Raw genomic sequence first — 15,473 nt, forward strand, 5'->3', positions numbered from 1 at the left:
TGCCGTGTGCCAGTCAATACGTCTGTCACTGATCCACCGCATTCGCGAGCAAGCCCGCTCCCACACCTGTAAACTGCGCGTTTTTCGCGCACGCATGGAGAGCCCGGCATGGCCGCTTCGATCCTGTATATCCACGGTTTCAACAGCGCGCCGGCGTCGAACAAGGCTTGCCAGCTCATCACCGTGATGAATGCCCTTGGGCGAGGCGAGCAATTGCGCGTGCCGGCCCTGCATCATCACCCCCGCCAGGCGATGCCTCAGCTGGAAGCGGCTATCCGTGAACTGGGGCGGCCCCTGCTGGTCGGCAGCTCACTCGGCGGCTACTATGCAACCCATCTTGCCGAACGTCATGGCCTCAAGGCGCTGCTGGTCAACCCGGCGGTCAGCCCTCATCGGATGTTCGATGGTTACCTGGGCACCCAGAAAAACCTCTACACCGGTGAAACCTGGGAGCTGACCCACGACCACGTCACGGCACTGGCCGAACTGGAAGTCCCGGCGCCCCGGGAAGCCGCGCGTTATCAGGTATGGTTGCAGACCGGCGATGAAACACTGGATTATCGCCTCGCCCAGCAGTACTACCGTGCCTGTGCCCTGCGCATCCAGGCCGGCGGCGACCATGGTTACCAGGGTTTCGCCCAGCAATTGCCGGCGCTCCTGAGCTTTGCCGGCATTGGCGCAGATCAGTATCAATCCTTCGATTTTTCTTCATTGTAAGAATCGCAGGTTATTTTTTAATCGAACGACTCACGACGAGACCCCATGGCCACTCCCAGCGCTAGCTCTTATAACGCCGACGCCATCGAAGTCCTCTCGGGCCTCGATCCGGTGCGCAAACGCCCCGGCATGTACACCGACACCACGCGGCCGAACCACCTCGCCCAGGAAGTCATCGACAACAGCGTCGACGAAGCCCTGGCCGGCCACGCCAAGTCGGTGCATGTCATTCTCCACGCCGACCACTCCCTGGAGGTGTCCGACGACGGTCGCGGCATGCCGGTGGACATCCACCCGGAAGAGGGTGTACCGGGCGTCGAGCTGATCCTCACCAAGCTCCATGCGGGCGGCAAGTTCTCCAACAAGAACTACCAATTTTCCGGTGGCTTGCACGGTGTGGGCATTTCGGTGGTCAACGCCTTGTCCACGCTGGTGCGGGTCAGGGTCAAGCGTGATGGCAACGAATACGAGATGACCTTCGCCGATGGCTACAAAGCCACCGACCTGGCCGTGATCGGCTCCGTTGGCAAGCGCAACACCGGTACCAGCGTTTACTTCGCGCCGGACCCGAAATACTTCGATTCGCCAAAATTCTCCATCAGCCGCCTCAAGCACGTGCTCAAGGCCAAGGCTGTGCTGTGCCCGGGTCTGCTGGTCACCTTTGAAGACAAAGGCACCGGTGAAAAAGTCGAGTGGCACTACGAAGACGGCCTGCGCTCCTACCTGGAAGACTCCGTCAGCGAATTCGAACGCCTGCCCAACGAGCCGTTCTGCGGCAGCCTGGCCGGCAATAAGGAAGCCGTCGACTGGGCGCTGCTGTGGTTGCCCGAAGGCGGCGACAGCGTGCAGGAAAGCTACGTCAACCTGATCCCGACGGCCCAGGGCGGCACCCACGTCAACGGGTTGCGCCAGGGCCTGCTGGACGCCATGCGTGAATTCTGTGAATACCGCAGCCTGCTGCCGCGTGGCGTGAAGCTGGCGCCGGAAGACGTGTGGGAGCGCATCGCGTTCGTGCTCTCGATGAAGATGCAGGAACCGCAGTTCTCCGGCCAGACCAAAGAGCGTCTGTCGTCCCGCGAGGCGGCGGCGTTTGTTTCCGGCGTGGTCAAGGACGCGTTCAGCCTGTGGCTCAACGAGCATCCAGAGTTGGGCCTGGTCCTGGCGGAACTGGCGATCAACAACGCTGGCCGTCGCTTGAAGGCCAGCAAGAAGGTCGAGCGCAAGCGCATCACCCAGGGCCCGGCATTGCCCGGCAAACTGGCTGATTGCGCCGGGCAGGACCCAATGCGTTCCGAACTGTTCCTGGTGGAAGGTGACTCCGCCGGCGGTTCCGCCAAGCAAGCGCGAGACAAGGAGTTCCAGGCGATCCTGCCGTTGCGCGGCAAGATCCTCAACACTTGGGAGGTCGATGGCAGCGAAGTTTTGGCCAGCCAGGAAGTGCACAACATCGCCGTGGCCATCGGTGTCGACCCGGGCGCGGCGGACATGAGCCAGCTGCGCTACGGCAAGATTTGCATCCTTGCCGACGCCGACTCCGACGGTCTGCACATCGCCACGTTGCTGTGCGCGCTGTTCGTCCAGCACTTCCGGGCGCTGGTGGATGCCGGTCACGTCTACGTCGCCATGCCGCCGCTGTACCGGATCGACCTGGGCAAGGAGATTTACTACGCCCTGGACGAAGCCGAGCGCGATGGCATTCTTGATCGCCTGGTGGCCGAGAAGAAGCGTGGCAAACCGCAGGTCACACGATTCAAGGGCCTGGGTGAAATGAACCCGCCGCAACTGCGCGAAACCACCATGGACCCGAACACCCGGCGCCTGGTGCAACTGACGCTGGGCGAAGACTTCGCCGAGACCTCGGAAATGATGGACATGCTGCTGGCGAAAAAACGCGCCGGCGACCGCAAGTCCTGGCTGGAGTCCAAAGGCAACCTGGCCGAGGTGCTGGGCTGATGCGCACAGGCTTCGCCCTGGCGATGCTGATGTCGAGCGGGCTGGCTACCGCGGTGGTCGCTGCGCCGGTGGCTGAGCTCAAGCTCGTGTCCGAACACCCGGTGGACGGCATGCGCGGTGGTAACCTGTCTGGCCTGGCCTTGTGCGGCAAGGTGCTGTGGACGGTTTCCGACCGCGATGACGACCAGATCTACCGGCTGGACATCAGCGCGCCGACCTGGCAGGCCGAAACGGTGAAAATCGACGTGCCGCCGGTGCCCGAGTCCGGGCTGCCCTGGGGCTTGCGTTCGCGTACCAAGGCCGCTTCGCTGGTGCGGGGCGGTGACCTGGATTTCGAAGGCATCACCTGCGATGACGCCGGGAACCGCTACATTGTCAGCGAAGCCCACGCGGCAGTGCTGCAAGTGCCGGTGAGTGGCGCGTCCGAATGGTTGAAGATCGCGCCGGGCATGGTGCGTGAAGCCCGGGCCAGCGGCATGTTGTTGCACTTCAATGCCCTGTTCGAAGGCCTGGCGATCAACCCGGAGGGCAACCAGCTCTGGCTGGCGGCCGAGCGTGAGCGACGCGGCCTGATTTCGATCAAGCGCCCGCAGAGCCTGTGGGATTGCGACGGGCCTTGCGTGTTGCTGAGCGAAGCCGGCCAGGAAGTACAGCCCGCGCAATTCCCCAATGCCAAGGCAGTGTCCAAGGACTTTGCCGACCTGGCGCTGTTCAAGGGCAAGCTGTTTACCCTCGAGCGCAACGCGTTCCAGATATGCCGACGCGACGCGGTCACGGCCAAGGTGGAACTGTGCTGGTCGTTTGCCGAAGGGGCCCTGACCCCGGAGCGGCGTTACGCCCAGCCTTATGGTTTGGCCGAGGCGCTGGTGGTGGATGCCGATGGCGCCTGGGTGGGCATCGACAATAATTTCGGCCCGCGCGCCGATGGCGAAAAGCGCCCGGTGGTCTACCGTTTCGCAGCCCCTGCCGGTGGCTGGAGCGCGCAGCCATGACTCACGTTTTTTTTGAATTGATTCAGCGTGGCGGCTGTTCCGCCGCGCTTTACCCAACCATGATGAGGCCCGCATGAGTGACATCCTCGCAGACAGCTTAGATGGCGTAGAGCGCCGATCGCTGGCTGACTTCACCGAAAATGCCTACCTCAACTACTCCATGTACGTGATCATGGACCGTGCCTTGCCGCATATCGGCGACGGCCTGAAACCTGTACAGCGGCGCATTATCTACGCCATGAGTGAGTTGGGCCTGGACGCTGATTCCAAGCACAAGAAGTCGGCGCGTACCGTCGGTGACGTGCTCGGTAAATTCCACCCCCACGGCGACTCGGCGTGCTACGAAGCCATGGTGTTGATGGCCCAGCCGTTCAGCTACCGCTACACGCTGGTGGACGGTCAGGGCAACTGGGGTGCGCCGGATGATCCCAAGTCCTTCGCCGCCATGCGATACACCGAGGCGCGCTTGTCGCGTTACTCGGAGGTATTGCTCAGCGAGCTGGGGCAGGGCACCGCCGATTGGGGGCCGAACTTCGACGGCACCCTCGATGAGCCCCTGGTGTTGCCGGCACGTTTGCCGAATATCCTGCTCAATGGCACCACCGGCATCGCCGTGGGCATGGCCACCGACGTACCGCCGCACAACCTGCGGGAAGTCGCCACGGCCTGTGTGCGTTTGCTGGATGAGCCAAAAGCCACGGTCGAACAGCTCTGCGAGCATATCCAGGGCCCGGATTACCCGACCGAAGCGGAAATCATCACGCCCCGCGCCGATTTGCTGAAGATGTACGAAACCGGCAAGGGCTCGGTGCGCATGCGCGCTGTGTACCACATTGAAGACGGCGACATTATTGTCACCGCGCTGCCGCACCAGGTCTCCGGCGCCAAGGTGCTGGAGCAGATCGCTGCCCTGATGCAGGCCAAACCGTCGAAATTGCCGCAGGTCGCCGACCTGCGCGATGAGTCCGATCACGAAAACCCCTGCCGCATCGTGATCATCCCGACCAACAGCCGGGTCGACCACGAAGTGCTGATGCAGCACTTGTTTGCCAGCACCGACCTTGAGTCCAGCTACCGGGTCAACGTCAATATCATCGGCCTGGACGGCAAGCCGCAGTTGAAGAACCTGCGCAACCTGCTGGTGGAATGGCTGGAGTTCCGCGTGCAGACCGTGCGTCGCCGCCTGCAATTCCGTCTCGACAAGGTGGAGCGTCGCCTGCACCTGCTGGACGGTTTGCTGATCGCTTATCTGAACCTGGATAAAGTGATTCACATCATCCGTACCGCCGAGCATCCGAAGGCCGAACTGATCGCCGAGTTCCAGCTCAGCGAAATCCAGGCCGATTACATCCTCGACACGCGCTTGCGCCAACTGGCACGCCTGGAAGAAATGAAGCTGCGCGACGAACAGGACGCGTTGCTCAAGGAGCAAGCCAAGCTGCAAGCCTTGCTGGGTAGCGAAGCCAAGCTGAAGAAGCTGGTGCGCAGCGAGTTGATCAAAGATGCTGAAACCTATGGTGACGACCGTCGGTCGCCTATCGTTGAGCGCGCTGAGGCGAAAGCTCTGACAGAGACCGAGCTACTACCGAACGAGAAAATTACCGTCGTTCTGTCGGAAAAGGGTTGGGTTCGCTCCGCCAAAGGGCATGATATTGACGCCGCCGGTTTGTCATATAAGGCTGGCGATGGTTTCAAGACCGCCGCAGCCGGGCGTTCCAACCAGTTTGCAGTGTTTATCGACTCGACCGGGCGCAGCTATTCGGTGGCGTCGCACACTTTGCCTTCCGCGCGGGGGCAGGGCGAGCCGCTGACTGGGCGCCTGACGCCACCGCCGGGTGCGAATTTCGAGTGCGTGCTGCTGCCGGACGACGACGCGCTGTACGTGATCGCGTCCGACGCGGGTTACGGTTTTGTGGTCAAGGGTGAGGATTTGCAGGCCAAGAACAAGGCGGGCAAGGCCTTGTTGAGTCTGCCGAACAACGCCAAGGTGATCCTGCCGCGTGCGGTGGATGACCGTGAAAGCAATTGGCTGGCGTCCGTGACCACCGAAGGGCGTTTGCTGGTGTTCAAGATCAGTGACCTGCCGCAATTGGGTAAAGGCAAGGGCAACAAGATTATTGGTATTCCGGGAGAGCGGGTGGCCAGTCGCGAAGAGTACGTGACCGACATCGCGGTGATCCCGGAAGGCTCTACCCTGGTGCTTCAGGCCGGCAAGCGCACGTTGTCACTGCGCCCTGACGACCTTGAGCATTACAAGGGCGAGCGTGGTCGGCGTGGCAACAAACTGCCTCGAGGCTTCCAGCGAGTGGATGCTTTGTTGGTAGAAACGCCTGTTTAGGGCGAATTAGAGCTTCCGATCTACGATTTAACGCGTAGATCGACGCTTTGGCGCTGGAGTCATGGCGCATATTCACGGATGATATGGCCTTTCCAGCGCCGGCGTGGCCGAGCGTGTATAGGTTATTTTTTAGTATTACATTGTGGTTCGCCTTGTGGCAGCCACCTGGATGGGATGATGACTGCTCCACGCCTTCCTTTTATTTTCATGCTCGCTGGCCTTTTGGGGCTGGCGGGTTGCAGCACACACCAACCGGTGTCGCTGTACCAGCTGGACAGCGGAAGTCCGGCGCAGCCAGCACAAACCGCAGGTATGGCCGTTTTGCTGGGCCCCGTGGTGGTCGCTGACTACCTGCAACGCGAAACCCTGCTGCAACGTCAGAACGACGGCAGCCTGCAAGGTTCCATCGATGGTCGTTGGGCGGGCAGTTTGTCGTCTGACATCAATCAGCTGATGTTGCGTCAGGTTGCGGGTCAGTTGGACAGCCAGCGTGTGGTGCTCGCGCCGGCGCCGACCGGTTTTACCCCGGATGTACAGGTGCTTTTGACCATTACCCGACTGGATTCCGGTGCGTCGCAGCCGGCGATCCTCGATGCGCAGTGGCGCTTGATCGACCGTCGTGGCCAGGTGCGTGACAACCGTATCGTGCACCTGCAGGAAGAGCACGCCGGCACGACTGCATCCCAGGTCCAGGCCCAGGGCGTGCTGTTGCAGCATCTGGCGCAACAACTGTCGGTGGCCCTCAAACCATTGGCCAACCAGCCACCGATTGCCGAGGCACCGCGCAAGCAAGCACCTGCCCAGGCCAAACCGGCTGCACCGGAAAAACCGAAAATGCCGATGGCAACACCGATTCGTACGGACATGGAAGTGTTCAGGTTTTGATCTGAATCGCGCACAAACAAAAGGCCCGCTGATTAAGCGGGCCTTTTGTTTGTTTGCGATTTGAGCTGCGCCGCAGACTAAATGTGGGAGCGGGCTTGCTCGCGAAAGCGGCGTATCAGCCCACATATCAGTGACTGAACTACCGCCTTCGCGAGCAAGCCCGCTCACCACAAAATCCCGCTCCCCACACAAACCAGTTCAGCTTTTGGTGCGGGTCTCGTGCATCCGCGCCAGTTGCCGCTCCAGCATCGACGGGTACGGCTCCATCAACCGCTCCACGCAGCTTGCACCCTCCGGGCTGGCAATCGGGCGGATGCGCGCGCGTTGGCGGATCAAGGTGTCTTCACTGATCTTGCGCTCCACCAGCAGCAGGTTACGGCTGTGTTGGGACAGCGCCAGCGCATCCTGGGCGTTCTCGGTGAGCAGCAGGTCGATCTGGCTGATGCCGAACAGGTCGTCGCCAACGGTCAGGCCCAGTTGCAGTTGCAGGGTGATGCCGCTGTCGGCCACTTCGATCTGCAAGGCATGGCCCAGGGCTCGCAACAGTTCGCCGCAGCAGATGGCGTTGGTCAGGTAGTCCTCGCCACTGTCTTCGCTGTGGAACAGCATCAGCGTGCTGCCATCGTTCAGTGTATGCAGTTCGCTCTGGTACAGCGAGGCGGCCTGGTCCAGGCAGTCGCGGTAGCGTTCCAGCAGTTCGGTCAGGCGGGCCCGGGGCAGGCGGCGCAGTTGGTCCTGCGCGCCCAGTTGCACGGCCAGTACCGCGCTGTGCTGGGGCTCGGCATTTTTCACCGGGGCCGGTTTCGGTGCGGCGGCCGGGCTGCTGTCCGACGTGTCGCGCAGGTCGGCGAAGGGGTCTTCGTCGTCCAGGTCGTCTTCTTCAGCATTGACTACCTGGCGCGGTGCAGCCTTGGGGCTGTTCGCCGGCGTACTTTCATCAAAGCCGGGGTCGCGCAGGTTGCGCACTTCGAATTCGGGTTCGTCGCCGTAATCGGTGTCGTCGTATTCAGGCTCCGGCTCAGGCGCGCGCACCTCGGGCTCCGGGGCGAAGCTGGCGTGGAGCTGTCGGGCGAGGTCGCCGATCTCATCCTGACGATCGGTGGCCGGGGTGTGTTCGTCGATGTCTCGCAGCCAGATGCGCAGTTGCATCAGTGGCGTGGAGATATGCCGGCCCAGGCGCAGGCTCAAGGCCAGGGCCAATGCCAGCAGGATCGCGCTGAGGATGCCCATGCTTTGCAGGCTGATGGTCATCGGCTGCTGGAACTGTTGCATGTCCAGGCTGATACGCAATTGGCCGGCTTTCACATCCTGAAATGTAATGTTGCTCTGGTACAGGCCTTCGGCCTCGCCCAGCAGGCCGTTTTTCGGGCGCTGCCCGGCTTCGGCCATGATCCGGTTGTCCACGCTGTAGATGGCCGCGTGGGCCACCAGCGGGTTCTTGGTCAGGTTGTTGAGCAGCACGTTGAGGCTGAGGATGTCGTTGGACACCAGCAGCTCGGTCGCCGAGGTGGCGGTCTGGGTCGTGAGGCTTTCACCCAGTGCGTCGGCCTGTTCGTGCATGGCCTGCTTGAACTGCAACCCCATCACGCAGGCGTAGATCACCAGGGCCAGAGCGACCAGGATCACGTTATGGCTGGCGATGCGTAATGCTATCGGTACACGGCGGTGGCGCAGTGCCCGGAAGATCAGCAGAAAGAAATTATCGGTTTTTACTGGCGTGGGCCGGTTCACTTGCGCTCGGCTCTTGGTCCGTGAAGTTGACGCGCAGTATAGCGACAGCCCTAGAACCGGCAAAGCGCTGGCTGTGCCCGATGGTCACTGAAAGTGGGTAGAATGCGGTTTTTTTCCAGCCTGGGGGTGCGCCTTGCGCGAAATTGTCCTGATAAACATCACCGGTGAAGACCGACCGGGTCTCACCGCAGCCATTACCGGTGTTCTGGCCCAGGGTGGTGTGAACATTCTCGACATCGGCCAGGCAGTGATCCACGACACCCTGTCGTTCGGGATTCTGGTGGAAATCCCGAGCACCGAGCAGGCGTCGTCCGTGCTCAAGGACATCCTGTTTACCGCGTACAAGCTCGATCAGCAGGTGCGTTTCACACCCGTGTCCGAAGAGGACTACCAGCATTGGGTGGCCGGGCAGGGCAAGAAACGCCATATCGTTACGCTGTTGACTCGAAAGGTCACGGCTGAGCAGTTGCAGCGTGTCAGCTCGATCACGGCGCAGTACGGCTTGAATATCGACCATATCGACCGTCTGTCGGGGCGCATGCCGCTGGATACGCCGGCTGACAAAGGCAAGGGTTGCATCGAGTTTTCCGTGCGCGGCGAACCGGCCGACCCGCAGGCCCTGCGTGCCGAGTTCCTCAGCGTCGCCCAGGAGCTGAACGTCGACATCGCCTTCCAGGAGGACTCGCTGTTCCGTCGCAATCGTCGCCTGGCGGTGTTCGACATGGACTCGACGCTGATCGAAGCCGAGGTGATCGATGAGTTGGCCAAGGCGGCCGGCGTAGGTGAGCAAGTGTCTGAAATCACCGAGCGTGCCATGGCCGGTGAACTGGATTTCCGCGCCAGTTTCAAAGAGCGCCTCGCGCTGCTCAAGGGGCTGGACGTGAGCGTGCTGGATTCCATCGGCGCCTCACTGCGCCTGACCGAGGGCGCCGAAACCCTGTTCGCCGAACTCAAGCGCCTGGGCTACAAGACCGCCATCCTGTCTGGCGGCTTCACCTACTTCGCCAAGCAGTTGCAGGCCAAGCTGGGTATCGACTACGTGTTCGCCAACGAGCTGGAAGTGCTGGATGGCAAGGTCACCGGTGTGGCGGTGGAGCCGATTGTCGATGCACAGCGCAAGGCGGATCTGCTGAAGGAGTTGGCCCACAAGGAAGGTTTGCGCCTGGAGCAGACTATCGCAGTCGGCGACGGCGCGAATGACTTGCCGATGCTGGCGATTGCCGGATTGGGTGTGGCGTTCCGCGCCAAGCCGCTGGTGAAGCAGTCGGCCAAGCAGGCGATTTCGACGTTGGGGCTGGATGGGGTGCTGTACTTGCTCGGTTTCCGCGACCGCGACGGCCAGCTGTAACTCCCCCGATCCCCTGTCGGAATGGGATCAGAATGTGGGAGCTGGCTTGCCTGCGATGACGATGGTGAATCCAACACCGCTATCGCAGGCAAGCCAGCTCCCACATTGATTGGGTTCCAGCCTCAAATTGTGGATCAGGCTTTCGGTAGTGCGATGCCCTGGCCCATCTGCACCGGCGTACCCGCCGCCAGTTCTTCAGCCCACTTCACCTGATCCGGCCCGAACAGCACGATGGCGGTCGAACCCAGCTTGAAGCGACCCAGTTCCGCACCTTTTTCCAGATGGATTGGCGCACGCGCGGCTTCGTCGTAGCGGAAGGTTTTCAGCTCGCGTTTGGGCGGTGTCACCAGCCCGGCCCACACGGTTTCAATCGACGCCACGATCATCGCGCCCACCAGTACCACGGCCATCGGGCCGCGTTCAGTGTCGAACAGGCACACCACGCGTTCGTTGCGCGCAAACAGTTCCGGCACGTTTTCGGCGGTGGTCTGGTTCACCGAGAAGATGCGGCCTGGCACGTAGACCATTTCACGCAAGGTGCCGGCCAGCGGCATGTGCACGCGATGGTAGTCCTTGGGCGACAGGTAGATGGTGGCGAAATCGCCGCCCATGAACGGCGCGGCCACGGTGGCATCACCGCCCAGCAGCTCCAGCACGCTGAAGCTGTGGCCCTTGGCCTGGAACACGCGGCCATGTTCGATCGGGCCGAGCTGGCTGACTGCGCCGTCTGCGGGGCTCAATACGGCACCCGGGGTTTGATCCAGCGGGCGGGCACCGTCTTTCAGGGCGCGGGTGAAGAACGCATTGAAGTGCTCGTAGGCGGTGACGTCTTCAACCAGAGCCTGGGACATGTCCACTTGATAACGCTTGGCGAACCAGGTGGTGAAGGCATTCTTGAACCAGCGCACGCGGCACTCGGCAATGCAGCCGGCCAGGCGCGACAACAAGTGATGCGGCAGCAAGTACTGGCTGAGGATGAACAACTGCTTTTTCATAACTGTCCTTAAACCTTAAATCTCGACGGGGGTGTCGGGGTGGTTGCCCCATTCGCCCCAGGAACCGGCATAACCTTTGACTCGCGGATAACCGAGCGCCTTGGCCACCAGGTAGGTGAAGCCAGAGCGGTGGTGAGTCTGGCAGTGGGTGATGATTTCTTTGTCGCGGGTCAGCCCGAGGTCTTCGAGGATCTGCGGCATGTCGCGGCGGATGCGCAGGTTGCGAGCCTTGTCCATGCCGGCGGTCCATTCGAAGTTCACGGCGCCAGGGATATGGCCCCCCTTGGCGGCCAGGACTTTTTCGCCGGAATATTCCAGCGGGCCGCGCGCGTCCCAGATCCCGAGATCGGCAGCACCCAGGCGGCTTTGCAGGTACTCGCGGGTGGCAGTGGGGCCGTCGTGCAGCGTGAGGCTGACCGGGCCGCCGACAGGTGCGGGTACGTCGGTGGAGAGCGGGTGCTGGTCTTCGAGCCAGGCCAGCAGGCCGCCGTCGAGGTAGTGGTATTTCTGATGGCCGATCACGTCGAGCATCCAGATGAAGCGCCCTGCCCAGCCGCCGCCTTCGTCGTCGTAGACCACGTAGGTGGCATCGGGCGTGTGGCCCAGCTCGCCGAAGAGTTTTTCGAGGTCGGCCTTGGCGGGCAGCAGGCCGGGTGCCGGTGGCTGGCCCAGTTGGGTGCGCTTGGGGTCAACGAAATGCGCGCCGGGGATATGCCCTTCGGCGTAGCGGGCGGCACTGGTGAGGTCCACCAGAATCAGGTGTTCGGCATCAAGGCGACCTTGCAGGTCGCTGGATTCGATCACCAGCGGCAAGCCAGAGAAGTCAGGCATGTGAGGTCTCCTGGGCACAAATGTTGGCGATAAAAGAGGGGGATTGTAGCGCAAGCATCAAACGTTGCGGTTGGTAAAGCTGTGCAGGGCTTTCTCGATGCATTGAGCGGTTTTGCCGAACGCCTGCACGGTGGTTTCCGAGAACGGACCGCCGCCCTGGTCAGCCACCATCAGCATCACCACCTTGCCATTGCAGCTCAGGGAGCGCAGCAACAAATGCTCGCCGGTGAACAGGCGGCGCAGGACGGGGGGCAGCAAGGCAGAGAACTGCACCAGGTTGTCGGGCGTCAGGCGCACTTGGGCGGGCTTTTCCAGCAGGCGTTGCAGCAGTGTGCTGTTGACCACGTCGAGGCTGAGGTGGTCGGCGTCCTTCGGCAGGCCGTCGGCCTGGTGCACGCGCAAGTTGCTTTGGGCGCGGTCGGTCATCAGCAGCATCACCCGATGCATGCCGCTGGCCACCAGTGCTTCCTTGGCGCACGTGGTCAGGTGCATGGCGTTGGCGAAGCGGCTCGGCTCCACCAGCAGTTCGGTGCAGCGCTTACGCCATACGGCCAGGGCTTCGGCTGTGGGTGGTGGGGCCGGCAGCAGGCCGCGATGGATCTTCTGCACGTGCCAGGGCCAGATCAGCGACAGAGCCGGGTGCCAGAGGTCGGGCATCAAGGTGGTGCGCGCACTGGTCACGGCTTGCTGATGGGTTTGCTGTTGCACCTCGCCCAAGGGTTGTTGCAGGTACAGGGCGGTCAGGTACTGCCAGCGCTGAGTGTGCGGGCAGGTCCAGGACTCCTGGGCCGACATCGCCAGACCGTTGGCCAGCAGTACGGTGTTGGCCGGCTGGTTCAGCCAGCGACGCAGGTTGGGTTCGGCGTCGAGCAATTGTTGATGGCGCAGTGGGTCGTCTTCCCGGGCGATGTGCAGCGCCTTGACCAGCAGGCGCTGTTCGGTCAGCAGCAGGGTGTAGCCCTGGGAAACCCAGATCGGCAAGTGCCAGGTTTCGGTCAGCCCGATGCACAGGTCCAGCAGGCGCACGCCGAACAATTCCTGCTCGACCGCACGGGCCGGCTGGCCTTTGTGGATCACCCGCAGTTCCCACTCTTCGAGTAGCTTGGGATAGGCCACGGCCATCGGCCACAGTGGCGACAGAAACAACAGGCTGCCCCAGTGAATGTCCTGCCACAACCGCGCCAGGCGGCTGCCGAACAAACCGTTGGCTTGCTGCGAGGCGTGCTGGCTGACCAGCAGCAGTTGGCGCAGAGCCACGGGTATTTCCTGGGCCGGCACCGAGGGCAGGCGCGCCAGCAAGTCCTCGGCGCGCTTGAGGCCCAGGCGATTGAGGGCCACTTCGAGGTTTTCGGCCGGCTCCGCCAGGCTGCCATGGGTGTGGCTGTTGGCCTCGCGCATGACGCTGAGCACCAGCGCCGGGCTGCTTTGCATCAGTTCGGCAATGTCTCGCAACGAGCTGCGGCTATCGCGAATGGCTTTGCACACGCGGTCATGGCTGGCTTGGGGGACGGGCAGCAGCACGTCATCCAGGCGCTTGATCCAGGCGGCGAGTGTGGTGGGTTTTGCAGTTGGGACTTTCGTTTCATTAGCCATGATTGGGGCGCGATCATCACTTGCGGTCAACACGCCCGGAGCGGGCCGAACTGGCTTTTCGCCTTAACGGGCTATAGTCTGGCGCAGTTTTGCCGATAAGTAGAACAAGAGTTTTTCAGTTCCCCCAAATATGTCCATGAACCTGACGGCGCAAGTACTCATCTCCTATGGCTAAAATTATCGGCATCATCGTCGTCATCGCTAGCGTGCTCGGTGGGTACGTTCTGTCACACGGTAAAATTGCCGCACTGATCCAGCCTTTCGAAGTGCTGATCATTGGTGGTGCGGCGTTCGGCGCATTCTTGCAGGCCAACCCGGGCTACATGACCCTGCACGTGGTCAAGAAGTCCCTGGGCATGTTCGGTTCGCGTTTCTCCCACACCTTTTATCTGGAAGTGCTGGGGCTGATCTACGAGATCCTCAACAAGAGCCGTCGCGAAGGCATGATGGCCATCGAGGCCGACATCGAAGACGCGGCGGCCAGCCCGATTTTCGCCAAGTACCCGGCAGTGCTCAAAGACGAGCGCATGACCGCGTTCATCTGTGACTACCTGCGCATCATGTCCTCCGGCAACATGGCGCCCCATGAGCTGGAAGGCCTGTTCGACATGGAGCTTTTCAGCCTCAAGGAAGAGCTGGAGCACCCTTCCCACGCCGTGACCGGCATCGCCGACGGTATGCCCGGTTTCGGTATCGTGGCGGCGGTACTCGGTATTGTGGTGACCATGGCGTCCCTGGGTGAAGGCGATCAGAAGGCCATCGGCATGCACGTGGGTGCGGCGCTGGTGGGTACCTTCTTCGGTATTCTGGCGGCCTATGGTTTCTTTGGTCCGTTGGCGACGTCCCTGGCCCACGACGCCAAGGAAGAGGTCAACCTGTACGAAGCGATCAAGGCCTGCCTGGTGGCCTCGGCGTCCGGCATGCCGCCATCGCTGGCGGTGGAGTTCGGTCGCAAGGTGCTGTACCCGAAACATCGCCCAAGTTTTGCCGAGCTGGAACAAGCGGTTCGCGGTCGCTAAATCATGGAAAACAACCAGCCGATAATCATCAAGCGCGTCAAGCGCTTCGCTGCGGGGCACCATGGCGGCGCCTGGAAAATCGCCTTCGCCGACTTTGCGACGGCGATGATGGCGTTCTTCCTGGTGCTGTGGCTGATGTCCACCGCCACGCCTGAACAGAAGATCGCCATCGCCGGTTACTTCAAGGACCCGATAGGGTTCTCGGAAAGCGGCACGCCTTTCGTGATCGACCTGGGCGGTTCGCCGCAACTGGCGCCTGAGCGCACCATCAACCCGGAAATCAAGACCGACTCGCCCCAGGAAAAAATCCCGATCGAGCGCGACACCGTCGAGGCCATGGCCGAGCAGGTCGAGCAGGAGCGCCTGGAGTTGCTGCTGCAAGAATTGCAGACCAAGGTCGAGGAAAACCCGCAACTGTTGAAGTTCAAGGACCAGATTTCCTTCGAGATCACCCCTGAAGGTTTGCGCATCCAGATCACCGACGCCGCCAACCGGCCGATGTTCGACTCCGGCAGCGCGCGCTTGAAGCCGTACTTCGAAGACATCCTGCTGGCCATGGCCGACACCATCAAGGCGGTGCCGAACAAGATCAGCATCAGCGGGCATACCGACGCCAAGCCTTACGCGGGTCAGGGTGACTTCGGCAACTGGGAGCTTTCGGCCAACCGTGCCAACGCCGCGCGGCGTGCGCTGGTAGCGGGCAGTTACCCGGACCCGCAAGTGGCGCGTGTGGTGGGTTTTGCCTCTTCGCAGCTGTTTGATCATCAAGACCCGTTCAACCCGGTCAACCGCCGGATCGACATCGTGGTGCTGACCAAAAAGGCCCAACGTGCGATTGAAGGTGACCAAGCGCCAGTGGCCCCGACCCCAGGTGCCGGTGCGCCCGGTGAAGTGCCGGCAGATCCGAACGCTCTTCCGCCCGGGCAGGAACCCTTGCCGGCCCATGAGCTGCGGCAGAAGCTGAATCTGTTTGATGACGGTGGGGTGAAGGATCCTACGGTGCCGGGAACCGGCTCATAGAGGCGCCCTTGTGGTGAATGGGCTTGTTGTGGTGAGCGGGCTTGTCCCGCG

General features: G+C 62.0%; 12 protein-coding genes. 8 read left to right on the forward strand and 4 right to left on the reverse strand.

Annotated features, from left to right (window positions below; genetic code table 11):
- Nucleotides 1-108: 108 nt before the first annotated feature.
- The 5 genes from ACW9IN_RS18240 (at nucleotide 109) to ACW9IN_RS18260 (ending at nucleotide 6,885) form a co-directional block, all read left to right on the forward strand.
- Nucleotides 109-717, forward strand: a complete 609-nt coding sequence (locus ACW9IN_RS18240; protein WP_457367198.1) for a YqiA/YcfP family alpha/beta fold hydrolase — start codon at nucleotides 109-111, stop codon at nucleotides 715-717.
- Nucleotides 718-762: 45 nt separating this feature from the next.
- Nucleotides 763-2,670, forward strand: a complete 1,908-nt coding sequence (gene parE / locus ACW9IN_RS18245; RefSeq protein ID WP_457367199.1) for a DNA topoisomerase IV subunit B — start codon at nucleotides 763-765, stop codon at nucleotides 2,668-2,670.
- On the forward strand, nucleotides 2,670-3,662 hold the full coding sequence (locus ACW9IN_RS18250) for an esterase-like activity of phytase family protein (protein ID WP_457367200.1): 993 nt from the start codon (nucleotides 2,670-2,672) through the stop codon (nucleotides 3,660-3,662). Before parE ends, ACW9IN_RS18250 begins: the two co-directional genes overlap by 1 nt.
- Nucleotides 3,663-3,735: 73 nt before the next feature.
- Nucleotides 3,736-6,000: a DNA topoisomerase IV subunit A gene (gene parC, locus ACW9IN_RS18255; RefSeq protein ID WP_457367201.1), complete on the forward strand. Its 2,265-nt coding sequence runs from the start codon at nucleotides 3,736-3,738 to the stop codon at nucleotides 5,998-6,000.
- Between the two features lie 174 nt (nucleotides 6,001-6,174).
- Entirely contained in the window at nucleotides 6,175-6,885 is a 711-nt protein-coding gene (locus ACW9IN_RS18260; protein ID WP_457367202.1) for a PqiC family protein, read from the forward strand.
- 198 nt (nucleotides 6,886-7,083) lie between these two features.
- Here the strand turns inward: ACW9IN_RS18260 and ACW9IN_RS18265 are convergent, their stop codons facing one another.
- On the reverse strand, nucleotides 7,084-8,616 hold the full coding sequence (locus ACW9IN_RS18265; RefSeq protein ID WP_457367203.1) for an AhpA/YtjB family protein: 1,533 nt from the start codon (nucleotides 8,614-8,616) through the stop codon (nucleotides 7,084-7,086).
- A gap of 133 nt (nucleotides 8,617-8,749) precedes the next feature.
- Between ACW9IN_RS18265 and serB the strand changes: the two genes are divergently transcribed.
- Nucleotides 8,750-9,964 carry a phosphoserine phosphatase SerB gene (serB, locus tag ACW9IN_RS18270; RefSeq protein ID WP_457367204.1) on the forward strand — a complete coding sequence of 405 codons (1,215 nt, stop codon included), beginning with the start codon at nucleotides 8,750-8,752 and terminating at the stop codon, nucleotides 9,962-9,964.
- A 134-nt stretch (nucleotides 9,965-10,098) separates the two neighbouring features.
- Here serB and asd read toward each other — a convergent pair whose 3' ends face one another.
- From asd to ACW9IN_RS18285, 3 genes are read right to left on the reverse strand one after another with little or no spacing between them, the layout of a single operon-like run.
- Complete coding sequence (gene asd / locus ACW9IN_RS18275; protein ID WP_457367205.1) at nucleotides 10,099-10,959, reverse strand: archaetidylserine decarboxylase; 861 nt, start codon at nucleotides 10,957-10,959, stop codon at nucleotides 10,099-10,101.
- A 15-nt stretch (nucleotides 10,960-10,974) separates the two neighbouring features.
- Nucleotides 10,975-11,790, reverse strand: coding sequence for a thiosulfate sulfurtransferase (gene rhdA, locus ACW9IN_RS18280; RefSeq protein ID WP_457367206.1), 816 nt, complete (start codon nucleotides 11,788-11,790; stop codon nucleotides 10,975-10,977).
- Nucleotides 11,791-11,847: 57 nt separating this feature from the next.
- Nucleotides 11,848-13,383 carry an HDOD domain-containing protein gene (locus ACW9IN_RS18285; protein WP_457367207.1) on the reverse strand — a complete coding sequence of 512 codons (1,536 nt, stop codon included), beginning with the start codon at nucleotides 13,381-13,383 and terminating at the stop codon, nucleotides 11,848-11,850.
- 167 nt (nucleotides 13,384-13,550) lie between these two features.
- Here ACW9IN_RS18285 and motA point away from each other — a divergent pair, with 167 nt between their 5' ends.
- Nucleotides 13,551-14,402: a flagellar motor stator protein MotA gene (motA, locus tag ACW9IN_RS18290; RefSeq protein WP_457367208.1), complete on the forward strand. Its 852-nt coding sequence runs from the start codon at nucleotides 13,551-13,553 to the stop codon at nucleotides 14,400-14,402.
- Between the two features lie 3 nt (nucleotides 14,403-14,405).
- The gene (gene motB, locus ACW9IN_RS18295; RefSeq protein ID WP_457367209.1) at nucleotides 14,406-15,422 is read left to right on the forward strand and encodes a flagellar motor protein MotB; all 1,017 of its coding nucleotides are present in this window, start codon (nucleotides 14,406-14,408) and stop codon (nucleotides 15,420-15,422) included.
- Nucleotides 15,423-15,473: the final 51 nt, after the last annotated feature.

Source organism: Pseudomonas sp. SDO5271_S396 (assembly GCF_054071795.1).